The 25,101-nt window shown below is 71.8% G+C and carries 25 protein-coding genes; 17 read left to right on the forward strand and 8 right to left on the reverse strand.

The genetic code is table 11. The features are described 5' to 3' along the window. Window positions 1-18 precede the first annotated feature (18 nt). The 7 genes from AB0D94_RS15255 to AB0D94_RS15285 all read left to right on the forward strand — a co-directional run bounded on the left by AB0D94_RS15255 (window position 19) and on the right by AB0D94_RS15285 (window position 7,660). Complete coding sequence (locus AB0D94_RS15255) at window positions 19-1,170, forward strand: LLM class flavin-dependent oxidoreductase (RefSeq protein ID WP_362051308.1); 1,152 nt, start codon at window positions 19-21, stop codon at window positions 1,168-1,170. A gap of 12 nt (window positions 1,171-1,182) precedes the next feature. Beyond that, window positions 1,183-2,241 (forward strand): alpha/beta hydrolase, encoded by a 1,059-nt coding sequence (locus tag AB0D94_RS15260; RefSeq protein ID WP_362051310.1) that lies wholly within the window; start codon window positions 1,183-1,185, stop codon window positions 2,239-2,241. A gap of 81 nt (window positions 2,242-2,322) precedes the next feature. Next, window positions 2,323-3,738 carry a DUF6421 family protein gene (locus tag AB0D94_RS15265; protein ID WP_362051312.1) on the forward strand — a complete coding sequence of 472 codons (1,416 nt, stop codon included), beginning with the start codon at window positions 2,323-2,325 and terminating at the stop codon, window positions 3,736-3,738. A gap of 26 nt (window positions 3,739-3,764) precedes the next feature. Next, a complete protein-coding gene (locus AB0D94_RS15270; RefSeq protein ID WP_362051314.1) occupies window positions 3,765-4,532 on the forward strand; it encodes an SDR family NAD(P)-dependent oxidoreductase in 768 nt (255 codons plus the stop codon). Beyond that, entirely contained in the window at window positions 4,529-5,590 is a 1,062-nt protein-coding gene (locus tag AB0D94_RS15275) for a low specificity L-threonine aldolase (RefSeq protein ID WP_362051316.1), read from the forward strand. The genes AB0D94_RS15270 and AB0D94_RS15275 overlap by 4 nt, the downstream gene beginning before the upstream one ends. An 88-nt stretch (window positions 5,591-5,678) precedes the next feature. Then, window positions 5,679-6,326 carry a transglutaminase family protein gene (locus AB0D94_RS15280; protein ID WP_362051318.1) on the forward strand — a complete coding sequence of 216 codons (648 nt, stop codon included), beginning with the start codon at window positions 5,679-5,681 and terminating at the stop codon, window positions 6,324-6,326. 131 nt (window positions 6,327-6,457) lie between these two features. Further along, window positions 6,458-7,660: an alginate lyase family protein gene (locus tag AB0D94_RS15285; RefSeq protein ID WP_362051320.1), complete on the forward strand. Its 1,203-nt coding sequence runs from the start codon at window positions 6,458-6,460 to the stop codon at window positions 7,658-7,660. Window positions 7,661-7,752: 92 nt separating this feature from the next. Here AB0D94_RS15285 and AB0D94_RS15290 read toward each other — a convergent pair whose 3' ends face one another. Next, a complete protein-coding gene (locus AB0D94_RS15290; protein ID WP_362051322.1) occupies window positions 7,753-8,475 on the reverse strand; it encodes a lysophospholipid acyltransferase family protein in 723 nt (240 codons plus the stop codon). 287 nt (window positions 8,476-8,762) lie between these two features. Between AB0D94_RS15290 and AB0D94_RS15295 the strand changes: the two genes are divergently transcribed. From AB0D94_RS15295 to AB0D94_RS15315, 5 genes are all read left to right on the forward strand, one after another. Beyond that, window positions 8,763-9,086 (forward strand): thioredoxin family protein, encoded by a 324-nt coding sequence (locus tag AB0D94_RS15295; RefSeq protein WP_362051394.1) that lies wholly within the window; start codon window positions 8,763-8,765, stop codon window positions 9,084-9,086. A 240-nt stretch (window positions 9,087-9,326) separates the two neighbouring features. After that, entirely contained in the window at window positions 9,327-9,848 is a 522-nt protein-coding gene (locus tag AB0D94_RS15300) for a flavin reductase family protein (RefSeq protein WP_362051324.1), read from the forward strand. A gap of 201 nt (window positions 9,849-10,049) precedes the next feature. Next, entirely contained in the window at window positions 10,050-10,835 is a 786-nt protein-coding gene (locus tag AB0D94_RS15305) for an electron transfer flavoprotein subunit beta/FixA family protein (RefSeq protein WP_362051326.1), read from the forward strand. A gap of 57 nt (window positions 10,836-10,892) precedes the next feature. After that, window positions 10,893-11,855, forward strand: a complete 963-nt coding sequence (locus tag AB0D94_RS15310) for an electron transfer flavoprotein subunit alpha/FixB family protein (protein WP_362051328.1) — start codon at window positions 10,893-10,895, stop codon at window positions 11,853-11,855. 206 nt (window positions 11,856-12,061) lie between these two features. Continuing rightward, window positions 12,062-13,360: an aldolase gene (locus AB0D94_RS15315; RefSeq protein ID WP_362051330.1), complete on the forward strand. Its 1,299-nt coding sequence runs from the start codon at window positions 12,062-12,064 to the stop codon at window positions 13,358-13,360. Window positions 13,361-13,479: 119 nt separating this feature from the next. On the opposite strand, the gene AB0D94_RS15320 is transcribed toward AB0D94_RS15315, so the two are convergent. Beyond that, complete coding sequence (locus AB0D94_RS15320) at window positions 13,480-14,130, reverse strand: DUF4360 domain-containing protein (protein ID WP_362051332.1); 651 nt, start codon at window positions 14,128-14,130, stop codon at window positions 13,480-13,482. Between the two features lie 352 nt (window positions 14,131-14,482). Beyond that, window positions 14,483-15,469 carry a LacI family DNA-binding transcriptional regulator gene (locus tag AB0D94_RS15325; RefSeq protein ID WP_362051397.1) on the reverse strand — a complete coding sequence of 329 codons (987 nt, stop codon included), beginning with the start codon at window positions 15,467-15,469 and terminating at the stop codon, window positions 14,483-14,485. Between the two features lie 172 nt (window positions 15,470-15,641). Here AB0D94_RS15325 and AB0D94_RS15330 point away from each other — a divergent pair, with 172 nt between their 5' ends. After that, a complete protein-coding gene (locus AB0D94_RS15330) occupies window positions 15,642-16,694 on the forward strand; it encodes an NUDIX domain-containing protein (protein WP_362051334.1) in 1,053 nt (350 codons plus the stop codon). A 24-nt stretch (window positions 16,695-16,718) separates the two neighbouring features. Here AB0D94_RS15330 and AB0D94_RS15335 read toward each other — a convergent pair whose 3' ends face one another. Both AB0D94_RS15335 and AB0D94_RS15340 read right to left on the reverse strand, forming a co-directional pair. After that, complete coding sequence (locus AB0D94_RS15335; RefSeq protein ID WP_362051336.1) at window positions 16,719-17,414, reverse strand: MBL fold metallo-hydrolase; 696 nt, start codon at window positions 17,412-17,414, stop codon at window positions 16,719-16,721. A gap of 108 nt (window positions 17,415-17,522) precedes the next feature. Next, window positions 17,523-18,887: a dipeptidase gene (locus AB0D94_RS15340; protein WP_362051338.1), complete on the reverse strand. Its 1,365-nt coding sequence runs from the start codon at window positions 18,885-18,887 to the stop codon at window positions 17,523-17,525. Between the two features lie 271 nt (window positions 18,888-19,158). Between AB0D94_RS15340 and AB0D94_RS15345 the strand changes: the two genes are divergently transcribed. Next, a complete protein-coding gene (locus AB0D94_RS15345) occupies window positions 19,159-20,358 on the forward strand; it encodes a geranylgeranyl reductase family protein (RefSeq protein ID WP_362051399.1) in 1,200 nt (399 codons plus the stop codon). A gap of 95 nt (window positions 20,359-20,453) precedes the next feature. Here AB0D94_RS15345 and AB0D94_RS15350 read toward each other — a convergent pair whose 3' ends face one another. Further along, window positions 20,454-20,912, reverse strand: a complete 459-nt coding sequence (locus AB0D94_RS15350) for a nitroreductase/quinone reductase family protein (protein ID WP_362051340.1) — start codon at window positions 20,910-20,912, stop codon at window positions 20,454-20,456. A gap of 161 nt (window positions 20,913-21,073) precedes the next feature. Here AB0D94_RS15350 and AB0D94_RS15355 point away from each other — a divergent pair, with 161 nt between their 5' ends. After that, window positions 21,074-21,772, forward strand: coding sequence for a TetR/AcrR family transcriptional regulator (locus AB0D94_RS15355; RefSeq protein ID WP_362051342.1), 699 nt, complete (start codon window positions 21,074-21,076; stop codon window positions 21,770-21,772). Window positions 21,773-21,867: 95 nt separating this feature from the next. After that, window positions 21,868-22,314: a hypothetical protein gene (locus AB0D94_RS15360; protein ID WP_362051344.1), complete on the forward strand. Its 447-nt coding sequence runs from the start codon at window positions 21,868-21,870 to the stop codon at window positions 22,312-22,314. 68 nt (window positions 22,315-22,382) lie between these two features. Here AB0D94_RS15360 and AB0D94_RS15365 read toward each other — a convergent pair whose 3' ends face one another. Next, window positions 22,383-22,955 (reverse strand): hypothetical protein, encoded by a 573-nt coding sequence (locus AB0D94_RS15365; protein ID WP_362051347.1) that lies wholly within the window; start codon window positions 22,953-22,955, stop codon window positions 22,383-22,385. A 412-nt stretch (window positions 22,956-23,367) separates the two neighbouring features. On the opposite strand from AB0D94_RS15365, the gene AB0D94_RS15370 reads away from it, so the two are divergent. Continuing rightward, on the forward strand, window positions 23,368-24,369 hold the full coding sequence (locus AB0D94_RS15370) for a spherulation-specific family 4 protein (RefSeq protein ID WP_362051349.1): 1,002 nt from the start codon (window positions 23,368-23,370) through the stop codon (window positions 24,367-24,369). Window positions 24,370-24,391: 22 nt separating this feature from the next. On the opposite strand, the gene AB0D94_RS15375 is transcribed toward AB0D94_RS15370, so the two are convergent. Then, window positions 24,392-24,898: a hypothetical protein gene (locus AB0D94_RS15375; RefSeq protein WP_362051351.1), complete on the reverse strand. Its 507-nt coding sequence runs from the start codon at window positions 24,896-24,898 to the stop codon at window positions 24,392-24,394. Window positions 24,899-25,101 lie beyond the last annotated feature (203 nt).

Consider the following 25,101-nt stretch of genomic DNA (forward strand, 5'->3'; position numbering starts at 1 on the left):
CGCAACCGTGGAGGCACCGTGAAATTCTCCGTGATCTTCGAAGCTCAGCTCGCCGACCCGACGGTGGAACGGGAACACCAGGTCATCCGCGACTGCGTCGAGCAGGCCGTGCTCGCCGAGCGGATGGGATTCGACCGGATCTGGGCCGTGGAGCACCACTCGCTGAAGTGGTACGCACACATGTCCGCCCCTGAGATCTTCCTGACCTGGGTCGCGGCCAGGACGAACACCATACGCATCGGGCACGGCGTCGTGTGCATGCCCTTCAACTTCAACCACCCGGTGCGCGTCGCCGAACGGGCCGCCATGCTCGACCTGCTCTCGGGAGGGCGGCTCGACCTGGGGGCCGGCCGCGGAGGCACCGTGCAGGAGACCTCGCTGTGCGGGGTGGACAAGGAGCGCACCACGGCAGAGGTCGAGGAGGCGCTGCGGATCATCGGCAAGGCCTGGCAGGAGGAGGAGCTGGAGTACCACGGGGAGCTGATCGACATCGACCCCCACCCGATCCTGCCGCGGCCCGCGCAGACCCCGCACCCACCGCTGTTCCTGGCGTGCAGCCGGGAGGAGACCCTGGTGCAGGCCGCCGAGCTGGGGATCGGGGCCCTGGTGATGGGCTTCGCCGGGCCGGAGTCGACAGCCCGGATGCGCTCGGTGTACGACGCCGCGGTCGCCCGGAGGGACGGCAGCCGGTTCGTCTCCTCCGTCGTCAACGACCACTTCTCGGTGCTCTGCCCGACGATCGTGCTCGACGACCCGGAGGAGGCCCGCCGGATCGGGATCCGGGGCCAGCGGTTCTTCGCCCAGTCCATCGGCCACTGGTACGGCGGGGCCGGCATCCCGGACGAGGCGGTGGTCGAGGGCGCCGACGAGGCCGCGGAGATGCGCAGGGCCGCCGAGCAGGTGGTGGCGAGGCTGCACGAGCAGGACATCCCGGTGCGGCCGAGCTCCACGGCCACCTTCCACGCCGACCACGCCTACGGCAGCGCCGATGACGCCATCGCCTACGTGCAGCGGCTCAAGGAGGCGGGGGCCGACGAGATCATGTGCCTGATCCAGATGGGCACCGTGGAGCAGGAGGCCTGCCTGGAGACCCTGCGGCAGTGGGGCGAGAAGGTCATCCCGCACTTCACCGAGGGGCCCGGCGCGGTCGCATCCGGCCGGAAGGGCTGAGGGGCCGCGGCGATGACCGGTCCCGCCGACTGCCTCTCCTCTGCCGAGCCCGCCGATCCTCTTGGTCCGGGCGACCCCGCCGACCCCGCCGACCGTCTCGACCCGGCCGCCCGGCCCTTCGTGGATGCCCTCGCCGCCGCCTTCCCCGATGTCGGCGGCAGCGTCACCGACGCCGCCGAGGCCCGCCGGATCCTCGCCGCCGCGCCCGCGTCACCCGCCGGGCCGCCTCCCGTCGGCTCGGTCGAGGACCGGGAGATCCCGGGCCCGCCCGGGGCGCCGCCGCTGGGCGTCCGGGTCTACTACCCCGACCCGGAGCAGTCGCCCGGGCCCCGCCCGACCGTGGTGTTCTGCCACGGCGGGGGCTGGGTGCTGTGCGATCTCGACACCCACGACGCCACCGTCCGCGCGCTCTGCCGGGCCTCCGGCGCCGTACTCGTCTCCGTGGACTACCGGCGCGCCCCCGAGGCCCGGTTCCCCGCGGCCGCCCTCGATGCGTACGCCGCCCTGTGCTGGGCCGGCGGCCACCTCGACGAGCTGGGCGGCGATGCGGCCGCCCTGGTCGTGGCGGGGGACAGTGCCGGAGCCAACCTGGCCGTGGCCTCGCTGCTGCTGGCCCGGGAGCGCGGGGGACCGGCCGTCGCGCTCCAGGTGCTCGTCTACCCGGCCCTGGACGCCGCCCAGGACAGCCCGTCGTACCGGACCAACGCGCGGGGGTACTTCCTGACCGCCGCGCACCTGCGCTGGTTCTGGGAGCAGTACCTCGGCCCGGCGGACCCCGGTCATCCGCTGGCCTCCCCGCTGCGCGCGGACCCGGCCGGGCTGCCGCCCGCCCACGTGGTGGTCGCGGGGTGCGATCCGCTGCGGGACGACGGGGTGGCGTACCACCGCCTGCTGGCCGCGAACGGGATCGGCTCGACCCTGGACAGCCATCCCGGGATGTTCCACGGCTTCCTCGCGCTGTCCGGCGTCCTCCCGCAGGCCCGGGAGGCCATGCGGCGACTGGGCGGAGTCATCGATTCCACCCTTAAGCACGGGAAGACTTTCGGTGAAGGAGGGGGTGACGCAGGATAATTTCCCGCTTTACCTCTTGAGCAGGAGAGCCTCGCGTGCATACGCTGTCTTAACGTGAGGTTCTCCTGTGGAGGAAGTGACATGACGGAAACTCTTGTGCCGGGTCCCGGCGGTACCGCGATAGCCGCCGATGCGCGGGTGGTCGACCACCCGGCGTGGCCCGAGCTCAAGGCCGCCGTGGAGGAGATCCGCCCCTGGCAGGCCAAGGACGGCTCCATCGACTTCGAGGCGGAGGGCGCCCCCGCCCCGGCCACCGTCGAGGCCGGCGTCGAGCGCGTGGTCAGCGCCGTCCAGGCGCTCTCCCCGCTGATCCCGCACGCCACGGCCTACCACCAGGCCCTCGTCGGCGACCTGCGCAAGTGGGCCGCGGACGGTTTCAAGGTGCCGGACTTCCTCGACTCCCTGCTGGCCTTCCAGCCGGCCGCCGAGCGCGCCGACGGTCTCCAGCACCTCGTGGTCTTCCCCATGTACACGCAGAACGGCAACCCGGACCGCAATCTGGAGGCCGTCGCGCTCAGGATGGTGTGGCCCGAGTGGCTCGCCGAGCTGGAGCGCACCCGGTACGACAACCCGCTGTTCCTCGGCATCACCTTCGAGGACTTCACCCCGGGCTACGACACCAACTCCGCCGTGCTCTTCCCGGAGACCATCGCCGTGCGCGAGGCCCCCGAGCGCTTCACCTGGGGCGGCATCTTCTGCGACCGCGAGGCCGCCCGCTACCGCAAGGTCACCGAGGCCGCCGTGGACATCCTGGGCATCGAGCTGCCCGAGGACATCGCCGCCATGGTCCAGGACCAGGGGCGCTGCGAGAAGGCCTTCGTCCTGTGGGACATGGTCCACGACCGCACCCACAGCCACGGCGACCTGCCGTTCGACCCCTTCATGATCAAGCAGCGCCAGCCGTTCTGGATGTACGGACTGGAGGAGCTGCGCTGCGACCTCACCGCCTTCAAGGAGGCGGTGAAGCTCGAGTCCGAGGGCAACGAGCACGGCCGCGACGTGCAGTACGCGGTCCTCTTCGACCGGATGTTCCGCTTCCCCGTCTCCGGTGACCGTAACCGCAACTACGACGGTCTCGGCGGCCAGCTCCTCTTCGCGTACCTCCACAAGCACGACGTCGTGCGGTGGACGGACAACAAGCTGAAGATCGACTGGATGCGTGCCCCGCAGGTCACCAACCAGCTGTGCGGCGAGATCGAGGACCTCTACCGGGCCGGCATCGACCGCCCGAAGCTCGTCCACTGGTTCAAGGCCTACGAGCTGGTCTCCACCTACCTCGCCCCGCACCCGGGCTCGAAGTGGGCCAAGGGCCCCGACGCGCTCGACATGACGCAGCCTCCGCGCAAGCTCGTGGACGACGTGCTTCCGGACGAGTTTCCGCTCAGCATGTTCTATGAGGCCCTCGCCAAGAAGCTCAAGGGCGTGATCGCCTCTACGAAGGGCATCACCGCCCGCAACGCGGAACACGCCGAGAACGCTGCGCGGGTCGCCGCGTGAGCACTCGCCCTCAGGAGGCTGCACAGATGAACGGCTCCGGGAACGGCAACGGCAACGGGAAGCTCCAGGGAGCGGTGGTCGCGGTGGCCGGGGCGGGCGGGCCCGCCGGCCGCGCCACCCTGCTCCGCCTCGCCGAGGCGGGTGCGGTGGTCGTGGCCTCCGACGCCGACCCGGCACGGCTCGCGGAAGCCGTGGACGCGGCACGCTACGCCCACGGCGGCGCCACCATCACCGGTGACACCGTGGACCTGCTCGACCTGGACGCCACCAAGGCCTGGGCCGAGCAGACCGAGAAGGAGTTCGGGCACGTGGACGGCCTCGTCCACCTCGTCGGCGGCTGGCGCGGAAGCAGCACCTTCACCGACACCGACCTCGCGGACTGGGACTTCCTGGAGAAGCTCCTCATCCGCACCGTCCAGCACACGTCCCTCGCCTTCCACGACAGCCTGCTGCGCAGCGACCGCGGCCGCTACGTCCTGGTGAGCCAGTCCGGCGCGCACAAGCCGGTCGCCAACAACGCCGCGTACAACGCGGGCAAGGCGGCGGCCGAGGCCTGGACGCTGGCCCTCGCCGACTCCTTCCGCAAGGTGGGGGGCGATGACGGTCCGGGCGCCGCAGCTGCGATCCTGGTCATCAAGGCACTGGTGCACGACGCGATGCGCGCCGAGCGTCCCAATGCGAAGTTCGCGGGCTTCACCGACGTCAAGGAGCTGGCCGAGGCCATCGCCGGAGTCTGGGAGCGGCCCGCCACCGATGTGAACGGAAAGCGTCTGTGGCTCACTCCGCAACCGTGAGAACCGATGCGCGCCGCCACCACGACCCGGCGGTACGCGGTTTTGCGAGCGACAACTACGCGGGGGTGCATCCGGAGATCCTGGAGGCCGTCGCGCTCGCCAACGGCGGCCACCAGGTCGCCTACGGCGACGACGAGTACACCGAGCACCTGCAAAGGGTCTTCCGCAGCCACTTCGGACCGTACGCGCAGGCCTTCCCGGTCTTCAACGGAACCGGCGCCAACGTCACGGCCCTCCAGGCCCTGACCGACCGCTGGGGCGCCGTGATCTGCGCCGAGTCGGCGCACATCAACGTCGACGAGGGCGGTGCGCCGGAGCGGATGGCGGGCCTGAAGCTGCTCACCGTCCCGACCCCGGACGGCAAGCTCACCCCGGAGCTCATCGACCGCCAGGCCTGGGGCTGGGAGGACGAGCACCGGGCGATGCCCCAGGTCGTCTCGATCACCCAGAACACCGAGCTGGGCACCGTGTACACCCCGGACGAGATCCGGGCCATCTGCGAGCACGCGCACGGCAAGGGCATGAAGGTCCACCTGGACGGGGCCCGCATAGCCAACGCCGCGGCCTCGCTCGACGTGCCGATGCGGACCTTCACCAACACGGTCGGCGTGGACGTGCTGTCGTACGGCGGCACCAAGAACGGCATGATGTTCGGCGAGGCCGTGGTGGTGCTCAACCCGGACGCGGTCCGGCAGATGAAGCACATCCGCAAGATGTCGATGCAGCTCGCGTCCAAGATGCGGTTCGTGTCGGTGCAGCTGGAGGCGCTGCTCGCCAAGGACCTGTGGCTGCGCAACGCCCGGCACGCCAACGCCATGGCGCAGCGGCTGGCCGCGGGCGTGCGCGAGACCGACGGGGTGGAGATCCTCTACCCGGTGCAGGCCAACGCGGTGTTCGCGCGGCTGCCGCACGAGGTGTCGCGGCGGCTGCAGAAGCGCTACCGCTTCTACTTCTGGGACGAGATGGCCGGTGACGTCCGCTGGATGTGCGCCTTCGACACCCGGGAAGAGGACGTGGACGGCTTCCTCCAGGCGCTGAAGGAAGAACTGGCGCGCTGAGGGCGTGGCCGTCCTGCCCGGACGGCTGCCCCGGCTCTCCCATAATTCGATAGTCATGTGTGAAGTCGCATAGGTATGCTCCTGGATCATGGAACTGATCCAGGAGCAGCCCGACCTCGCCGCCTATCTGGCGGCCGACGACGTCATCGACCACGGCCACCCGCTCGTACGCGAAACCGCCGACGCCCTGTGGACCGCCACGGGCGCCGACGCCCGCGCGTACGCCGAGGTGGCCTTCGCGTTCGTGCGCGACACCGTCCCGCACTCGGCGGACTCCGGCGACCCGCGCGTCACCTGGCGCGCCTCCGACGTACTCGCCACCCGCAACGGCATCTGCTACGCCAAGTCCCACGCCCTGGCCGCCCTGCTGCGCGCCCAGGGCATCCCGGCGGCCCTCTGCTACCAGCGGCTCACCGAGGATCATTCGTGCAGCGACAGCTGCTCCAGCGGAGCCGGGGCTTGCCCCGGGGGATCGGATCCTGTCGTCCACGGGCTGATCGCCCTGCGCCTGCCCGGCCGGACGCGGTGGTCCCGCCAGGACCCGCGGGGCAACAAGCCGGGCGTGGACGCGCAGTTCAGCCTCGACCGCGAGCAACTGGCCTTCCCCGTACGCCCGGAGCTCGGCGAGGTCGACTACCCCGAGCTGTACGCCGCCCCGCACCCGGCCGCGCTCAAGGCCCTCCAGGAATCCGCCGACCGCCAGGAGCTGTGGCGCAAGCTCCCGACGTCCCTGTGAGCCCCGCCACCGCCGCCGGCCGGCGCTGGAAGACAGGAAAGTTTCCTTCCGGATAACGTTGTCAGGCTGTCATGAGCATGAGTATCTTCGGGCCGCAGGAAGTCCCCCCACCTCCGACCGGAAGGCGCTTCATGCGTTACGGAGTCCCCGCCGGGCTTGCCGCCCTCGCCCTCGCACTGGCCGTCTCCCTCACCCCCACACCCCCCGCGCAGGCCCAGCCGCCGCTGCCGCAGGCCGCTGCCCCCGCCCAGTTCGCCCACCCCGGAGTCCTCAACAGCCGCGCCCAGCTGGACTTCGTACGCACCAAGGTGCAGGCGGGGCAGCAGCCCTGGAAGGGCGCCTTCGACGCCATGCTCGCCAGCCGGTACGGATCGCTGACGCGCACCGCCAAACCCCGGGCCGTCGTCGAGTGCGGCTCGTACTCGAACCCCAACATCGGCTGCACCGACGAACGCGAGGACGCGATCGCCGCCTACACCCACGCCCTCGCCTGGTCCGTCACCCGCGACGCCAAGTACGCCAGGAAGTCCATCGAGCTGATGGACGCCTGGTCCGCGAAGATCACCGACCACACCAACAGCAACGCCCCGCTGCAGAGCGGCTGGGCCGGTTCGACCTGGCCGCGCGCCGCCGAGATCATCAAGCACACGTACACCGGAGGCTGGCCGAACCAGGGCCGGTTCGCGACCATGCTGCGCGACGTGTACCTGCCCGAGGTGATCAACGGCAGGCCGAACAGCAACGGCAACTGGGAACTGATCATGATGGACGCCGCCGTCGGCATATCCGTCCACCTCGACGACCGCGCGAGCTACGACAAGGCGATGGCCGTCTACCTGGGCCGCGTCCCCGCCTACTTCTACCTGGCCTCGGACGGGGCGCAGCCCGCGTACCCGCCGCGCTCCGACATCGACACGCGTGGCGAGCTGGTCGAGTACTGGCACGGCCAGAGCACCTTCGTGGACGGGCTCGCCCAGGAGACCTGCCGGGACTTCGGGCACACCGGCATGGGCATCGCGGCGACGATGCACGTCGCCGAGACCTCGCGGATCCAGGGCCGCGACCTGTACCCGCAGTTCAAGGACCGGTTCAGGCACGCGCTGGGCTTCCACGCCAAGTACGAGCTCGGCGCGGCCGTGCCCTCCTGGCTGTGCGGCGGGACGGTGGCCAAGGGCATCGGACCGGCCACCGAGGTCGGCTACAACGCCCTGAACACCCGGCTCGGCGTCACCATGGAGAACACCCGCAGGCTCACCGAGGAACGGCGTCCGGCGGGCACCGAGAACCACTTCGAGGCCTGGGAGACCCTGACCCACGCCCAGAACCCCCACTGAGGGCGGCCCGGTCCAGGGCATGCGGACGGCCCGTGGCCCCGTACGACCCCGGCAGGGTCGTAGGGGCCACGGGCCGCTGCCGTGCGGGCGGGTCAGCCCGCCTCGCGCACCTCGGCCGCCGTGGGCGCGGTACCGCCCAGGTGGGCCGGCAGCCACCAGGAGTCCTCGGCGCCCTTGGGCTTGTCCGGGTAGGCCCGCTGCGCCGCGTCGAGCAGCTCCTGAACGCGCTCGCGCAGGCGGCGCGTGATGGCGCCCGCGTACTGGTCCGCCGGGGCCTCCATGGGCTCGCCCACCCGCATGGTCACCGGGATGTGGCTGCGCTTGAGGTTCTTGGGGCGGCCCTTGGTCCAGAGCCGCTGGGTGCCCCACACGGCCACCGGGATCAGCGGGACGCCGGCCTCCTGCGCCATCCGCGCCGCACCCGACTTGAAGCTCTTGAGCGTGAACGACTGGGAGATCGTGGCCTCCGGGAACACCCCGATGATCTCGCCGGCCCGCAGCGAGTCCAGGGCGTGCTGGTACGCCGTCTCACCTTGCTTGCGGTCCACCGGGATGTGCTTCATGGCGCGCATCAGCGGGCCGGACACCTTGTGCCGGAACACCGACTCCTTCGCCATGAAACGCACCAGGCGCTTCTGCGGCCGCGCCGTCAGCCCGGCGAAGATGAAGTCGAGGTAGCCGATGTGGTTCGACACCAGGACCGCGCCGCCCGTGCGCGGGATGTTGTCGGTTCCCTTCATGTCGATACGGATGTCCAGCGCACGGAACAGACCGTGCGCGGCGCCGATCACCGGGGGGTAGACGAGCTCAGCCATGCTGGGGAGACCCCGCTTTCTGCCTGGGGAGGTGCTCCCGGCCGGAAGTTACGGAAGCGTAGGTACGCGACCATGGGGATCGTGCCCCATACGCGGGCTGCTGGCCAGCCCAGACGCCCGCGCCCAGGGAGATTCTCGTCACGCAGGGAATGCGGGGCAACCACGCGGCGCTCCGAACAGGGGTACCTCCCGGCGACGACCGGGTGATGGACACGTACGGGGGACGAGGGATCCACATGACGACGCGGACGGGAGCGCCGGTGCCGGCACAGGGAGACGGGCGGGTCCTGCTGGGCTCCGCCGAGCTGGGCCTGGGCGCCGCGGAGCTGGGCGCGGAGCCGGGCGAGCGGGCCAGCCTGGTGCAGTTCTCCAGCGCCTTCTGCCAGCCCTGCCGGGCCACCCGGCGGATCCTCGCCGAGGTCGCCGCGATGGTGGACGGGGTCGCGCACATCGAGATCGACGCCGAGCGCCACCTCGGCCTCGTGCGGGCGCTGGGGATCGAGAAGACTCCGACGGTGCTCGTCCTGGACGCGGCGGGCCGGATCGTCCGGCGGGCCGCCGGGATGCCGCGCAAGGCGGACGTGATCGCCGCCCTGGGCGCCGCGCTGTGACGGGCGTCCGCCCGTGCGCACACCCGCACGCAGCGTGACGCACCTGACATCTGCCCTTTCTCGCTTGACTGTGTACACGGGAAATCGCCAGGCTGGCGGCATGCGGTATGAACTCCTGCTCTACGGACGGGTCCACGTGGACCTCGTCCGACACGCGAGCGCGCGCTGTCCGGGTCGCTGAAGGCCCGACCCCTGATCCCGCCAGTGCCCGCGTTCCCCGTGGCAGAAGGAAGCACCCTCATGACGGCCCCGACGGCCCAGTACTCCCGATCCAGCGCCGGCCGGCCCGGCACGCCCGAACTGCTGCGCTCCGTGTTCCGCCGGCATGCCGCCGGGGTCGCGGTGATCACCGCCCAGGACGGCGGCCGGCCGGTGGGCTTCACCGCCACCTCGCTCAACTCGGTCTCCGCCGACCCTCCGATGCTGTCATTCACCATCGGCACCGGGTCCTCCAGCTGGCCCGCGATCCGCGACTCCGACCACCTCGGCGTCCACATACTGGGGGAGCACCAGCAGGAGCTGGCGGGCCTGTTCGCCCGCAGCGGCGCCGACCGCTTCGGGCCGGCCACCGGCTGGAGCCCCGGTCCGTACGGGGTCCCGGTGCTGGACGGCGTACTGGCGTGGCTGGTGTGCCGGGCGGTGGCGCGGGTGCCCGCGGGGGAGCACCGGGTGATCATCGGGGAGGCCGTCGCGGGGGACCCCGCGGGGGAGGGCCGGCCGCTGCTGTACCACCAGGGGCGCTTCAACGCGTTGCGCGACTGAATAGTGCCTGCTGGGGCGGGTTCGTCCGGCGTTGGCAAGGTCACAGTTCACCGGCCTTGCACCTCGGTGGGACCCACGGTGTACTGACGAGTAACATTCCCTTCGGAGCGCGGGCCGCCCCGACCGGGATCCGCCCGACAAGGCGCCTATGCTGCCTGCACAAGGCGGTACCAGAAAAGACGATGCGGTAGGAGAGCCGGCGTGAGCCTGAGGATCGTTGTCTGTGTGAAGTACGTGCCCGACGCCACCGGCGACCGGCAGTTCACCGAGGACTTGACCGTCAACCGTGACGACGTCGACGGCCTGCTGTCGGAGCTCGACGAGTACGCCGTCGAGCAGGCGCTGCAGATTGCCGAAGAGGCCGACGACGCGGAGATCACCGTCCTGACGGTGGGCCCCGAGGATGCCAAGGACGCGCTGCGCAAGGCGCTCTCGATGGGCGCCGACAAGGCCATCCACGTCGAGGACGACGACCTTCACGGCACCGACGTCATGGGCACGTCGCTGGTGCTCGCCAAGGCGATCGAGAAGGCCGGCTACGACCTGGTCATCACCGGCATGGCCTCGACCGACGGCACCATGGGCGTGCTCCCGGCGATCCTGGCCGAGCGCCTGGGCGTCCCGCAGGTCACCCTGCTCTCCGAGGTCAAGGTCGAGGACGGCACCGTGACCGGCCGCCGCGACGGCGACACCGCGAGCGAGCAGCTGGAGGCCTCCCTTCCCGCGCTCGTCTCGGTGACGGACCAGTCGGGCGAGGCCCGCTACCCGTCCTTCAAGGGCATCATGGCCGCCAAGAAGAAGCCGGTTCAGTCCTGGGATCTGGAAGAGCTGGAGATCGAGTCCGACGAGGTCGGTCTGGAAGGCTCCTGGACCGCGGTCGACTCCGCGGCGCAGCGCCCGGCCCGCACCGCCGGCACGATCGTCAAGGACGAGGGCGAGGGCGGCAAGGCGCTGGCCGAGTTCCTGGCCAGCCAGAAGTTCATCTAAGAACTTCGGTTCCCCTCTTAGCCCCCAGACACTTCGCAATCGCAGGAGAGCAGTCCCATGGCTGAAGTTCTCGTCTACGTCGACCACGTGGACGGCGCCGTCCGCAAGCCCACCCTCGAGCTGCTGACGCTGGCCCGCCGCATCGGCGAGCCCGTCGCCGTCGCCCTCGGCGCCGGTGCGGCCGACACCGCCGCGGTGCTCGCCGAGCACGGCGCGGTCAAGGTCCTCACCGCCGACGCCCCCGAGTTCACCGAGTACCTCGTCGTACCGAAGGTGGACGCGCTCCAGGCCGCCTACGAGGCCGTCTCCCCGGCCGCCGTGCTCGTCCCCTCCTCCGCTGAGGGCAAGGAGATCGCCGCCCGCCTGGCGCTGCGCATCGGCTCCGGCATCATCACCGACGCCACCGACATCGAGGCGGGTGACGAGGGCCCGGTCGCGACGCAGGCCGTCTTCGCCGCGTCCTTCACCACCAAGTCCCGTGTCTCCAAGGGCACCCCGGTCATCACCGTCAAGCCGAACTCGGCCCCGGTCGAGGCCGCCCCGGCCGCGGGTGCCGTCGAGGCCCTCGCCGTCACCTTCGGCGCCCTGGCGACCGGCACCAAGGTCGTCTCCCGCACCCCGCGCGAGTCGACCGGCCGCCCCGAGCTGACCGAGGCCGCGATCGTGGTCTCCGGTGGCCGTGGCGTCAACGGTGCCGAGAACTTCCACATCATCGAGGAGCTCGCGGACTCCCTCGGTGCCGCCGTCGGCGCCTCCCGCGCCGCCGTCGACGCCGGCTGGTACCCGCACTCCAACCAGGTCGGCCAGACCGGCAAGTCGGTCTCCCCGCAGCTGTACATCGCCTCGGGCATCTCGGGCGCCATCCAGCACCGGGCCGGCATGCAGACCTCGAAGACCATCGTGGCCGTCAACAAGGACGCCGAGGCCCCGATCTTCGACCTGGTCGACTACGGCGTGGTCGGCGACCTCTTCGCGGTCGTCCCGCAGCTGACCGAGGAGATCAAGGCGCGCAAGGGCTAGTCCGCCTCCCGGTGGGTCCTGCGGATCCGCCGGCTGGCCTGACCAGCGCATCTCTGTGCCTCCGGGGCCGTGTGGTGATTCTCACCGCGCGGCCCCGAGTCGTTTGCCCCCGAGAGCGGGGGGACCATTGACTGAGCGGAACCCCGTGACTAAATTCTGCAATGCGGATCTAAGCTTCCGTGAAGCGGAAAAGAGGAGAGTGCACGATGGGTCAGCAGGAGAAGGTGGCGACGAGCCTCGCAGGCGCGGTCAGCGAGGGCATCAGCGCTTCCCTGGCGCCGGTGGACGCGGAACTCGCGCGCCACTACCCGGGCGACCCCGGCACCCGCCAGCCCATCCACACGGTCTACGTGCCCGGTGACGTCTTCGCCGCCGACACCATCCGCTCCTGGGGCGACCAGGCCCTCGCGGCCCTCGACGAGCACGCCCCGGACGCCGCCACCTTCGCCAAGGTGCTCGGCATCTCCGAGGAACTGGCGGTACCCGTCTACGACCGCGTCCGCGCCAAGCTGGCCAGCGAGCCCGTCGAGGACCTCCGCGTCGACTTCGAGGACGGCTTCGGCGTCCGCTCCGACGAGGAGGAGGACCAGACCGCGGCCCGCGCCGCCCGCCTCGTCTCGGAGGCCTTCTCCAACGGCACGAACGCCCCGTACATGGGCATCCGCATGAAGTGCATGGAGTCCAACGTCCGCGACCGCGGCATCCGCACCACCGACATCTTCCTCTCCGGCCTGCTGGAGCACGGGGGCCTGCCCGAGGGCCTCGTCCTCACCCTGCCCAAGGTCACGTACGCCGAGCAGGTCAGCGCCTTCGTCAAGCTGCTGGAGGCCTTCGAGACGACCCGGGGCCTGCGCCCCGGCCGGATCGGCTTCGAGATCCAGATCGAGACCAGCCAGTCCATCGTGGCCTCCGACGGCACCGCCACCGTCGCCCGCATGATCGAGGCCTCGAAGGGCCGTGCCACCGGCCTGCACTACGGGACCTTCGACTACAGCGCCTGCGTCGGCGTCTCCGCCGCCTACCAGTCGAGCGACCACCCCGCCGCCGACCACGCCAAGGCGATCATGCAGGTCGCGGCCGCGGGCACCGGCGTACGCGTCTCCGACGGCTCCACCAACGTCCTGCCCATCGGCACCACCGAGCACGTCCACGAGGCCTGGAAGCTCCACTACGGCCTGACCCGCCGTGCCCTGGCCCGCGCGTACTACCAGGGCTGGGACATGCACCCGGCGCACCTGCCGACCCGCTACGCGGCCGTCTTCACCTTCTACCGCGAGGGCCTCGAAACCGCCGCCGCGCGCCTGAAGGCGTACGTCGCCAAGATCGAGGGCGACGTGATGGACGAGCCCGCCACCGCCAAGGCGCTGGCCGGCTACCTGGTCCGCGGCCTGGACTGCGGCGCGGTCGGCGCCGATGAGGTCACCGCCCTGACCGGTCTGTCCCGCGCCGAGCTGGACGCCTTCGCGATCCCGCGCCGCTCGGCCACGCTGACGGCCACCGCGTAACCCGCCGGGGCCCGGCCCCGCGCGTCCGCGCTCTCGCACCCGTAGGGCGTACGCCCCGCCACGCGGCGGGGGGTACGCCCTACGGTCTTGCGGCGGTCCGGCGGTCCGGCGCGCCCGCGTCAGGGCGTCGGGCACTCCTTCCAGGTGAAGTGGTACAGGCTGCTGAAGCTGCCGTCCGTCGAGTCGAGCGCCATGAAGCTGGTCCTCGTGGCGTCGGAGATCCCGACCTCCGCGCGCAGCTCGGTGTTGATGTTGAAGTTCCGCTTCTCCCCGCAGGGTGCGAAGACCAGGGCCTCGATGCCCGTCGTGTCGGTCGCCTGCCAGTTGTCGTCGAGCGCCCCCTGGAACCGGTGCGTCCGGTAGGCGGTCTGGCTCATGCCCTGGAAGTAGTAGCTGGCCTTCTGCGTGCCGACTGCGCCCGGCTGGAGGCTGCCGAAGCCCCGGTAATCGACCTTGCTGACCGCGTAGGTGTAGCCCTGCGGGACGTTCACGACCAGGGACAGCAGGCAGTTCTTGCGGCCCTCGACCGAGGGCACGTTGCCGCCGGCCTGGGCGATGTACTCGCTGTAGGTCACGGTGAAGGCCGTGTTGTCCGGTGCGACGGCGACGGCCGCGCTGCCGGGCCGGCAGCCCGAGCCGTTGACGGTGGCGACGTCCACCGTGATCTGTCCGGGAGGCGCGGGAGCCGGAGCGGCGGCTCCGGCCGGCGGTGCGAACGCGGTGACCAGCAGGACCGTCGCCGATCCGGTGAGAAGCACCGGCTTGAACATGGGGGATCCCTTCTCGTACTGGCGGGCCCCGCGTGATGTGGGGCCCGTGCCGCCCCCGGCCGTGCGTGGGACGCGCACCGGAGGGACGGGATTCAGCCTGTGAGAGGGGCGGCGTGCGCGCACCCGAAGGTGGGCCGTCTGGCGCAGCGGACGGCCGGGCCTGGGGAGTGTCGTCAAAGTGGCGTCGGCCGCCCGTAGGGCGGTGCTGGTGGGGTCTGGTGCGTGCGATCGCAAGGCGGAGGAGGGAGTCGATGCGGAGCATCGGTGACCGACGACAACGCGGCGAGCGTGCGTGCCGGACCCCGCCGGCCAGACGCGACTTTGACGACACGACCTAAGGGGGAGCGGGGGATCAGCCCGCGGGCGGGAACTCCCCCGAGCCGCGCGGGATCAGCCGCGTCGGCAGTTCGATCCGCGAAGGCGGGAGATCGGCTCCCGCGAGCCGCTGGAAGAGCCGGTCCGTGGCCACCCGGCCCAGCGCGGCCGCGTCCTGGGCGACCACCGTGACCCCCGGCCGCAGCAGGTCCGCCAGCTCGAAGTCGTCGAAGCCCACCAGGGCCACCGGACGCTCCCGCGCGGCCAGCACCCGTACCACCGTGACCGTCACCCGGTTGTTGCCCGCGAAGACCGCCGTGACCGGCTCCGGGCCCGACAGCATCTCCCCGGCCGCCGCCGAGACCCGCCCGGGGTCCGTAGAGCCGAGGGACACCCAGGATCCGGCCACCGGCAGGCCCGCGTCCGCCATCGCCGCGCGGTAGCCGCGCAGCCGCTCCGTCGCCGTGTGGATGCGGGGGTGGTCGCCGATGAAGCCGATCCGGCGGTGGCCGCCGGCGATCAGGTGGGCTACCCCGTCGCGGGCGCCGCCGAAACTGTCCGACAGCACCACGTCCGCGTCGATCCGGCCTGCCGGGCGGTCCACGAACACCGTGGCCACGCCCGCCCTCATCTCCGGCTCCAGGTAACGGTGGTCGTCCCCGGCCGGGATCACGATCAGCCCGTCCACCCGTCGGGCGCACAGCGCCAGCGCCAACTCCCGCTCCCGGTCCGGGTCCTCGGCACTGGAGCCGTTGATGAGCAGCGCCCCGTGCGCCCGAGCCACTTCCTCCACCGCCCGGTTCAGCGGACCGTAGAAGGGGTCGGCGAGATCCTCAAGGACCAGGCCCACGGTGGCGGTACGGCCCTTGCGCAGTACGCGGGCGCTGTCGTTGCGGCGGAACCCGAGGGCCTCGATGGCCTCCTGGACCCGCTTCTCCGTCTCGGGAGTGACCCCCGGCTCGCCGTTGACCACCCGCGACACCGTCTTCAGGCCGACACCGGCCCGGGCCGCCACGTCCTTCATGGTCGGCCGGTTGCCGTAGCGGGGCTCGGACGGGAGGCGGCTGTGAGGCACGGCGGGAAACCTCCGGAGATAACGTGACACGGGCTCTGACCTTGAGGATAAGCACTCGGCTGATAGTTGGGTTTCCGTGGCAGGGTGGGGCGGGCAAGCCATTGGGGGCTCCGGACGAGCCATGGGGAGAGGGGTAGACGTGATTCTCTGGATCAACGGCACATTCAGCGCCGGGAAGACCAGCACGGCCCGCGAACTGATCGGACTCATTCCGGACAGCACCCTGTTCGACCCGGAGCTCATCGGTGACGCGCTGCGGGTGCTGCTTCCGCGCAAACGGCTCGCTGAGGTCGGCGACTACCAGGACCTGCCGAGTTGGCGGCGCCTGGTGGTGGACACCGCGGCGGCGCTGCTCGCCGAGGTCGGCGGGGTGCTCGTCGTACCGATGACCCTGCTCAGGCAGGAGTACCGGGACGAGATCTTCGGCGGGCTGGCGGCCCGTCGGATAGCCGTGCGGCACGTGCTGCTGGCCCCGGCGGAAACGATCCTTCGGCACCGGATCGCGACACGGGAGGAACCGGGCGCGCCCGAGGACGTGGACCTCCGGGTGCGCCAGTGGGCCTACGACCACATCCCGGCCTACCAGCAGGCGCTCGGCTGGCTCACCGCCGACGCGCACGTCATCGACAACGGCGAGCTGACCGTGCGCGAGACGGCGGAGCGGATCGCCGAAGCCGTCCGCACCGAGCGGGCCGGGGTCTGCGACATCGTGCAGACCCCGGAGCCGACGCGGGAGACGGTGGCGGCCGGGGTCCTCCTCTTCGACGAGCAGGACCGGGTGCTGCTGGTGGATCCGACGTACAAGCCGGACTGGGAGTTCCCGGGCGGGGTCGTCGAAGCGGGCGAGGCACCCGCGCGGGCCGGCGTACGGGAGGTCGAGGAGGAACTGGGCCTCGTCCTGGACCGGACCCCCGACCTGCTGGTGGTCGACTGGGAAGCCCCCCAGCCGCCCGGCTACGGGGGACTGCGCCTGCTCTTCGACGGCGGCCGCCTCCCGGACGCGGCGGCGGCCCGGCTCCGGCTCCCCGGCCCCGAACTGCGCGCCTGGCGCTTCGTCACGGAGGCCGAGGCCGCCACCCTCCTCCCGAGCCACCGCTACGAACGCCTGCGCTGGGCCCTGCGCGCCCGCGAGGCCGGCCGGCCCCTGTACCTGGAGGCGGGCAGCCCGGTGTAGGGGGTGTCAGGGATGTCTCGCCGATCAGGCCGGGGTGCCGGCCGCAGCGCGGGTGAGTTCGGCCGCGGTGTCCACCGTGAGGGGGTCGCCGTGGCCGAAACAGGCCACCGAGGGGGCGAGCGCGGCGAGGCGGTGGAACGATTCCAGCGCCCGCCCGTGGTCCACGTTGAAGACGCCGAGCATCACCGGGCCGACGGCGGCGACGCAGTCGCCCGTGAACAGCACGCCGTGGCGCGGGAGATGGATGCCGATGCTGCCGTCCGTGTGGCCCGGCGCGTGGACCACGTACGCCCCGTCCCCGAAGCCCAGTTCCTCGCCGTCCTCCAGCTCCCGGTCCACCGGGGTGGGCGGGGCCTCGGGCAGGCCGAGGGTCTTCTCCCACAGTGGGAGTTCCCAGTCCCACAACACCGGCTCGGGGACCGGCCGCTCGCCCCGGATCACGGGTGCGTCGAGCCGGTGGGCCAGCACCCGCGCACCCCAGCGGGCGGCGAGTTCACCGGCCGCGCCGATGTGGTCGCCGTGGCAGTGCGTCAGGACGATCCGCTCCAGCCGCTCGGGGCGCAGCCCGAGGGAACGTATCGCCCCCTCGATCTCGGCGGCGGACCCTCTGTTGCCCGCGTCGACCAGGGTGAGGGCCTCGCCGTCCTGCCAGAGGTACGCCTGGCCGATCGGGAAGCGGAACATGTGCAGCCGGTCCGGAAGTACTTCAACAAGATCCATGCGGTGAACCTACGCACCGCCACCCGCCCCGCGGCGGCGACTTCACCGTCGGCGAAGTACGCCCGGGGCGCAATGCGCCCCGGGCGAACACCGCGGCCCGACGGAGCGTCAGCCGCGCTTGGATTCCGCGTAGTTGACGAGGAAGACGGCCTCCGCCACCGAAAGGCGCTCCAGCTCCTCCGGGGACACGCTCTCGTTCACCGCGTGGATCTGCGCCTCCGGCTCGCTCAGCCCGATGAGCAGCATCTCCGCCTCCGGGTACAGCGACGTCAGCGTGTTGCACAGCGGGATCGACCCGCCCATGCCGCTGACCTGCATCTCCTGGCCGGGGTACGCCACCTCCATGGCCGCCGCCATCGACGCGTACGCCGGGCTGGCCGTGTCCGCCTGGAAGGGCTGGCCCTGGCCCACGACCTCGAGCTCCAGCCGAGCCTTCCACGGGGTGTGCGCCACCAGGTGCGCCTCCAGCAGCTTGATGGCCTCCGCGGTGTCCACGCCCGGCGGCACGCGCAGGCTGATCAGCGCGCCGGCGCTCGCGTGCACGGACGGGGTGGCACCTATCACCGGCGGGCAGTCGATGCCCAGCACGGTCACCGCCGGGCGGGCCCACAGCCGGTCCGCGACCGTGCCCTCGCCGATCAGCTCGACCCCCTCCAGCACCCGTGCGTCGGCGCGGAAGTCCTCCTCCGGGTACTGCAGGCCCTCCCACACCGCGTCCGAGGCCAGCCCGTCCACCGTCGTGGACCCGTCCGCCGCGCGCAGCGAGTCCAGCACCCGGATCAGCGCGGCCAGCGCGTCGGGGGCGACGCCGCCGAACATGCCGGAGTGGAGGTTGCCGCCCAGTGTGTCGATCTTCACCTTGAGCAGGGTCATCCCGCGCAGGGTGGCCGTCACCGTCGGCAGGCCCAGACGGAAGTTGCCCGCGTCGCCGATCACGATGGTGTCGGCCGCCAGCAGCTCCGGGTGCGCCTCCGCGTACTGCTGGAGACCTCCGGTGCCCTGCTCCTCGGAGCCCTCGACGATCACCTTCACGCTCACCGGCACACCGCCGTTGGCCTTCAGCGCGCGCAGCGCCAGCAGGTGCATGATGAACCCGCCCTTGCAGTCGGCCGAACCGCGCCCGTACCAGCGGCCGTCGCGCTCCGTCAGCTCGAACGCGGGGGAGATCCAGGCGGCGTCGTCCAGCGGCGGCTGCACGTCGTAGTGCGCGTAGAGCAGCACGGTCGGCGCGCCCTCCGGGCCGGGCAGGAAGCCGTACACCGACTGGGTGCCGTCAGGGGTGTCGAGCAGCGCCACGTCCTGGAATCCCTCGACGCGCAGTGCGTCGGCCACCCAGTTCGCCGCGGCTTCGCTCTCGCTCTTGGGGAACTGTGCCCAGTCCGCGACCGACTGGAAAGCCACCAGCTCGGTCAGCTCCTGCTTGGCGCGGGGCATCAGCGAGGCGATGGTCTCGGCGATCGGATTCTGGGACATGGGCACGCTCCTCTTGGGTGCGACGTTGTCGTATGTGTACGCCGCCCGCATCCGCGTGGTGCGCGTATGCCGGGTACGGCGGAGTCAGCCCCGATCCTCGCACAGCAGGACGAGGCGGACTCGCGCGTAGGATTTCCCCGGCATCGGAGCAACGGGTGATCAGGAGCAGCAGCACATCGTGAGCAGCAGCGACGACGGACGCGACGCAGGCGCAGACGCAGGGCGGGCCGAGCAGGGTGCGGGCGACGGGACGGCCGGGGAAACCGGCGGGGTGTGGGACGTGGTCGTGGTCGGGGCCGGGCCGGCCGGTGCCTCGGCGGCCCACGCGGCGGCGAAGGCCGGGCGGCGCGTACTACTGCTGGAGAAGGCCGCACTGCCCCGGTACAAGACCTGCGGCGGCGGCATCATCGGCCCCTCGCGCGACGCTCTCCCGCCGGGCTTCGTGCTGCCCCTGAAGGACCGCATCCACGCGGTCAGCTTCTCGCTGAACGGCAAGCTGACCCGGACCCGGCGCTCGAAGCAGATGCTCTTCGGGCTCATCAACCGGGCGGAGTTCGACGCCGGGCTGGTCGCCGAGGCCGAGAAGGCCGGCGCGACCGTGCGTACCGGCACGGCGGTGGCCCGGGTCGAGCAGCACGGAGCGGCCGTGCCCGACCGGCGCACCGTCGCCGTGGTGCTCGCCGACGGGGAGACCGTCCTGGCCCGCGCGGTGGTCGGCGCTGACGGCAGCGCCAGCCGGATCGGCGCGCACGTCGGCGTCCAGATGGACCAGGTGGACCTCGGGCTGGAGGCGGAAATCCCGGTTCCGGCTACGGTCGCGGAGGACTGGAAGGGGCGGGTGCTGATCGACTGGGGCCCGCTGCCCGGCAGTTACGGCTGGGTCTTCCCCAAGGGCGACACCCTGACCGTCGGGGTCATCTCGGCGAAGGGCGAGGGCGCGGCGACCAAGCGCTACCTGGACGACTTCATCGCCCGGCTGGGCCTCGCCGGCTTCGAACCGGCCGTTTCCTCCGGGCACCTGACCCGCTGCCGCAAGCCCGATTCCCCGCTCTCGCGCGGGCGGGTGCTCGTCGCGGGCGACGCGGCGGGACTGCTGGAGCCGTGGACGCGCGAGGGCATCTCCTTCGCGCTGCGCTCCGGGCGGCTCGCGGGGGAGTGGGCCGTGAAGATCTCCGAGGCGCAGGACGCGGTGGACGCGCGCCGCCAGGCGCTCAACTACGCCTTCGCCGTCAAGGCGGGGCTGGGGGTGGAGATGGCCGTGGGCAAGCGGATGCTGACGGTCTTCGAGGGCCGGCCGGGGATGATGCACGCGGCGATCACCGGCCTGCGTCCGGCGTGGCTGGCCTTCGTGCAGATCACCCGCGGCGGGGCGACACTGGCCGACCTGGTGCGTACGTACCCGCTGGCCCGCAAGGCGCTGCACGTGCTGGACGCCCGGCAGGCGGCCCGGGCCGGGCGCCGCGAGGCCTGAGAGCGCGGCGGACGAGTCGACCGAGTCGAACGGGTCGGACGCGGCGGACGAGGAACGGGTGGACGGGGTCCCTCCCGGCGTGAGGCCGGGAGGGGTCATCGCTCCACCGTGATCCGGAAGACGGGGTGGTCGGCGGCGGCCGCCTGGAGCTCCGCGTCGGAGGACTTCGCCGTGACCCCCTGGAAGAACCGGTTGACCTCCCAGCCCCACTTCTCCAGGTAGGCGCGCAGGATGGCGGCCTGCTGCACCGGGTCGGTGACCTCGACGGCGGTGAAGGTGCGCACCTTGCGTCCCACGCGCAGCTCACCGCCACCCGCGACGCGCATGTTGCGGACCCACTGGGAGTGGCCGCGGGCCGAGACGAGGTACTGGGATCCCTCGTACGAGTGGGGGTTGACCGGGATCCGCTGCATCTCGCCGGACTTGCGGCCGCGGACCGACAGCTCGGCCGTGCCGGCCAGGCTGATGCCGAGCCGGGCCAGCTTCCCGAGGAGCGCGTTGAAGCGGACGCCGAAGGGGCTGGCCTGGACGTAGTACGGGGTGGGCGCGTTCATGGTGGCCTCCGAAGCTGGTTTCCCGAGAATCTGAGAGAGCACTGCTCTCGCTTGAGAACAGTGTGCACGGATCAGTGCACCAAAGCAAGAGCAGTGCTCTCGAAATAGAGCGGCGATCCGTTTCTTGGGCAGTGCTCCGTAGGCGTGGCAGACTGACGCGCATGAACACCGTGCGAGGGGCCAGGGAACGGGCCCGCATCGAGGTCACCGCCGCTATCAAGGACGAGGCGCGCCGCAGGCTCGCGGCGGAGGGCGCCGCCAAACTCTCCCTGCGTGCCGTCGCCCGCGAACTGGGCATGGTCTCCTCCGCGCTCTACCGCTACTTCCCCAGCCGCGACGAGCTGCTCACCGCACTCATCATCGACGCGTACGACAGCGTCGGCGCCGCCGCCGAGCAGGCCGACGCCCGCGCCCTCGCCGCCGGTGCCCAGCCCCGCGCCCGCTGGATCGCGGTCTGCGTGGCCGTCCGGGACTGGGCGCTGGAGCACCCGCACGAGTACGCCCTCATCTACGGTTCCCCCGTTCCCGGCTACAGCGCACCCATGGACACCGTCGGCCCCGCCTCCCGGGTCGGCAACGCCTTCATCGCCGTCCTCCGCGCCGCCTACGAGGGCCGCGGCCTGGCCCTGCCTCCCCTGCCCGCCGCACTGCGCCCGGAAGCCCTCCGGATGACCGCCGATTTCGCCGAAGGCCTCCCCCCGGAGGTCACGGCCGCGCTGGTCGCCGCCTGGGCGCAGCTGGTCGGCCTCGTCTCCTTCGAGCTGTTCGGCCAGTTCGACCGGGTCGTCGAGGACCGCCCGGCCTTCTTCACCCACGCCGCCGGTCAACTGGCCCACGCGGTCGGGCTGCCCGCCGTATGACGCCGGCGAGGCACCCCGTCCGGGGGCGCCGGTGGGCCGACCGCCGCCGGACCCTCGGAGGGGCTCGCCCCCGACGGGCGTGACAGCATGCGGTCATGTCCTTCCCGCACCCCGACGGCCATTACGCGATCACCTCGATGTACTCCCTGCCCGATGACGCCTGGTACTTGGAACTTGAACTCGTTGCCGAGCAAGAGCACCTGGTGACCGCGGTCATCCCCGACGAGGACCCCGCACGGGAGCCGACGGTGTGTTTCGCCCCGCGCGGGCGACACCTGGAAGTCCCGTACGAGGTCATGCGCTGGTTCATGGACCAGGTCGATGAGGAGATCAGCGTGTCCCGCGACTGGATGCGGCTGAGGCCCGAGCTCGTCGAGGTCATTCACCGACTGCGTCAGGAACACATGGGTGTCATCGATGACGACGACTTTCCCCACGTCCTGGCCGAGGTGCGTGCCGCACTCCCCGAGGCGGATCTCCCCGCCGTTCTCGCGGCCGCCTTCGGCCGGAAGCCCGACGGCACCGCCGCGGACCGTCCGTAAGCGCCCCGGCCCGCGGACGCATTCGCCTGGCCGGATCCCGTTGCGCAGCGCACCACAGGCGTCTGCGGCTACCGCGTTCCGCGGGTCCGGCGCAGGTAGTAGGCGCGGGTGACCACGGCGAGCAGCGGGCCCCACGCCAGGATCGGGATGTAACAGGCCCACAGCGCCCAGGCGCCCGGTCCGCTCGTGGGGAACGCCTCGCCGTTGTCGTTCAGCGGCGGGACGAAGTGGAAGAAGTAGTTGAGCGTGGCGTAGGCGGACAGCGCCGTGGCGAGGAAGGCGCCCACCGAGGCGGGCACGACGACGGCGCGGACCGACAGCGTGCGTCCGCCGGCGAACGGGACCCAGCCGGGGAGCCGTTCGCCCGACGGCTTGACCAGTCCGAGCGTGAGCAGCGCCAGGCATTCCGCGATCAGCGAGAGCGAAACGACGTAGGGCCGCTCGCCCGGCAGCCATGCGTGGCCCGCGTACCAGTCGGGCCACCCCGAGACGAGAGCGATGCGCCACAGCCCCGACGGCAGTGCGCAGAGCGGGATCGCGTACGCCGCCCACATGATGGCGCGTGACACCTGCGGCATGCGCACCACGGAGTGCGCGCCGGCCGTGGCACCGGCCTTGGGCAGAGTCTCGGTCACGCTCATCGTCGTCGTTCCTTTCGGCGGGGACACCCGGGGAACCGGAGAAGCCCGGGAGTTGCTGCTGTCCCCATCCTCCGGCGCCCTTCCGCAGCCCGGCGTCCGTCCCCGGTCCTGCCGTCTCCCCCGCACGGGGGAGGCGGCCCCCACCCGAGGCCGACCCGCACACGGCCAGGAAACTGCCGACCGGGGTGGACGCCGCCGTGCCATCGCACGCAACACCGGACGACCCCACCGAGGCTGACCTCCGGTCGCCACTTCGCGGACGGAGCTCCCAGGTCCCGACGGAGGATCACACGCCGGGACGGGGGATAGCACGGCTGTTCCTCATATCAATGCGAGCGGTTCCGGCTTGAACGAACGGCCGCCCGTCTAATGTTCCTCGGGTCGCCCACCTGCCGCCGCCGAAGGAACGTTCATGCGCCGCGCCGTGAAGGCCCTGTACGCCGTCCTGGTCACCGCCTTACTGGCCGCGCCGGCGCCCGCCCTCACGGCGTCGGCGCGTTCCGAGGAACCGGCGCGGGCCGCCGACGCACCACGCCCCGCACGGCCGACGGCCCCGGGCGAACGCATAGCCCCGGCCCCGGCCCCCACCGCGCCCCCCACCCCCCGGATACCCGGCGTGCGGGGGCTGGAGATCGGCGTCCCCGCCTACGTCTGGGCCAACGACCGCGTCCTGAGCGACCTCACGGCGACCGGCCCGGCCGCCTCGGTCGTCGTCCTCAACCCCGGCAACGGCGACTCCCCGTTCGACGCCCCCTGGCAGGCCCGCGCCGACGCCCTGCGCGGCGGCACCACCGCCACCGGCGAGAAGACCAAGGTCCTCGGCTACGTCCACACCGACCACGGCAACCGCGACCCGGCCGCCGTCAGGGCCTCCGTCGACAACTACCTCAAGACACCCGACGGCCGCCTCCACGTCGACGGCATCTTCTTCGACGTGGTCAGCCGCGACTGCGGCCCCGGCAACGCCACCCGCGACCTCTACGCGGACCTGCGCCGCTACGTCCAGGACACCATGCACGCCGCCGACCCCGCCGCCCCCGACCTGGTCGTCAACAACCCGGGCACCGCCATCGCCGACTGCTACCTGGAGCCGGGCCGCCGGACCGCCGACATCTTCGTCACCTACGAGGACACCTACGCCGCCTACACCGCCGGCGGCTGGCTCGGCGGCAACGTCTTCAACCAGCTCACCGGCTACCGCTCCGGAACCGAACTCGACCCGAGCGGCACGGCGTTCTGGCACCTGGTCCACGGCGTCCCCGACGACGAGGCGATGCGCACGACCCTGCGCACCGCCTTCGACCGCGGGGCGGGCTACGCCTACGCGACCGGCGCGGCCATGCCCAACCCGTGGAACACGGCCCCGGCATGGAAGTACCACCCCCAGACCACCTACGCCGCCACCCTCGGCTGAGAAGGCACCGGACCGGGCCCGGTCAGCGGTAGTCGTCCGGGTGGCCATGCATCCAGGTGTTGATCTTGTCGCGAGTGCCGATCAGCACGGTCTGGTGCTTCTTCAGGTTCTCGAAGGAGCGGTCGCCGCCGAGCTGCTTGTCGAGCTCGACGATCAGGTCGATCGGCTCCGGGAAGTGGCCGGGCCCCTTGGCGTCGGCCTTCATCGCGCGGTCCAGGCGGTGGAGCTCGTCGTAGACCCGCCCCAGGAAGTACGCGCAGTTGCCCGGGGTGCACGCATCGTCCAGCGTCGCCTGGAGCCCCGCGAACGCGTCCCGGACCTTCTCCGGCGGCAGTTTCTCGGGATCGGGCAGGGCGGCCGTCGGCGAGGGCGCGGTACCGGCCGAAGGAGAGGAGGCGGCGGAGGAGGCGGAGGAGGCGGAGGAGGCGGACGCGGCGGGCGGCGCGGCCGGCTCCGCGTCGCAGGACACCGTGAACGCCGCCAGGGCGACGGCGAGGACCGCCGCGCTCCGGGCCGTGGAGAAGGACATCGACTACCCCCGATCGTGAGACAGCCGACCCTACCGAGGGCCCGCCGAACGCGGCACCCAGGGATGTTCCACGGCCCGGACCGGTCAGTGAGGCACCCCCTGCCGCCAGGATCCCTGCCTTCAGTTCCGCGCCGCCGGATCCCTGCCGTCAGATCCGCGCCGCGGGATCCCCGCCGTCGCACCCCAGCCGCCGGACCCCCACC

The sequence above is a fragment of the Streptomyces sp. NPDC048255 genome, assembly GCF_040652415.1.
GTDB lineage: Bacteria > Actinomycetota > Actinomycetes > Streptomycetales > Streptomycetaceae > Streptomyces.

Coding starts and splice junctions, on each gene's coding strand:
- AB0D94_RS15285 (WP_362051320.1), top strand. CDS start 6,458: ATGCGTTACGGAGTCCCCGCCGGGCTTGCCGCCCTCGCCCTCGCACTG.
- AB0D94_RS15320 (WP_362051332.1), bottom strand. CDS start 14,130: ATGTTCAAGCCGGTGCTTCTCACCGGATCGGCGACGGTCCTGCTGGTC.
- AB0D94_RS15370 (WP_362051349.1), top strand. CDS start 23,368: ATGCGCCGCGCCGTGAAGGCCCTGTACGCCGTCCTGGTCACCGCCTTA.
- AB0D94_RS15340 (WP_362051338.1), bottom strand. CDS start 18,887: ATGTCCCAGAATCCGATCGCCGAGACCATCGCCTCGCTGATGCCCCGC.
- AB0D94_RS15310 (WP_362051328.1), top strand. CDS start 10,893: ATGGCTGAAGTTCTCGTCTACGTCGACCACGTGGACGGCGCCGTCCGC.
- AB0D94_RS15315 (WP_362051330.1), top strand. CDS start 12,062: ATGGGTCAGCAGGAGAAGGTGGCGACGAGCCTCGCAGGCGCGGTCAGC.
- AB0D94_RS15325 (WP_362051397.1), bottom strand. CDS start 15,469: ATGAAGGACGTGGCGGCCCGGGCCGGTGTCGGCCTGAAGACGGTGTCG.
- AB0D94_RS15330 (WP_362051334.1), top strand. CDS start 15,642: ATGGGGAGAGGGGTAGACGTGATTCTCTGGATCAACGGCACATTCAGC.
- AB0D94_RS15360 (WP_362051344.1), top strand. CDS start 21,868: ATGTCCTTCCCGCACCCCGACGGCCATTACGCGATCACCTCGATGTAC.
- AB0D94_RS15355 (WP_362051342.1), top strand. CDS start 21,074: ATGAACACCGTGCGAGGGGCCAGGGAACGGGCCCGCATCGAGGTCACC.
- AB0D94_RS15335 (WP_362051336.1), bottom strand. CDS start 17,414: ATGGATCTTGTTGAAGTACTTCCGGACCGGCTGCACATGTTCCGCTTC.
- AB0D94_RS15290 (WP_362051322.1), bottom strand. CDS start 8,475: ATGGCTGAGCTCGTCTACCCCCCGGTGATCGGCGCCGCGCACGGTCTG.
- AB0D94_RS15365 (WP_362051347.1), bottom strand. CDS start 22,955: ATGAGCGTGACCGAGACTCTGCCCAAGGCCGGTGCCACGGCCGGCGCG.
- AB0D94_RS15280 (WP_362051318.1), top strand. CDS start 5,679: ATGGAACTGATCCAGGAGCAGCCCGACCTCGCCGCCTATCTGGCGGCC.
- AB0D94_RS15270 (WP_362051314.1), top strand. CDS start 3,765: ATGAACGGCTCCGGGAACGGCAACGGCAACGGGAAGCTCCAGGGAGCG.
- AB0D94_RS15265 (WP_362051312.1), top strand. CDS start 2,323: ATGACGGAAACTCTTGTGCCGGGTCCCGGCGGTACCGCGATAGCCGCC.
- AB0D94_RS15375 (WP_362051351.1), bottom strand. CDS start 24,898: ATGTCCTTCTCCACGGCCCGGAGCGCGGCGGTCCTCGCCGTCGCCCTG.
- AB0D94_RS15300 (WP_362051324.1), top strand. CDS start 9,327: ATGACGGCCCCGACGGCCCAGTACTCCCGATCCAGCGCCGGCCGGCCC.
- AB0D94_RS15350 (WP_362051340.1), bottom strand. CDS start 20,912: ATGAACGCGCCCACCCCGTACTACGTCCAGGCCAGCCCCTTCGGCGTC.
- AB0D94_RS15260 (WP_362051310.1), top strand. CDS start 1,183: ATGACCGGTCCCGCCGACTGCCTCTCCTCTGCCGAGCCCGCCGATCCT.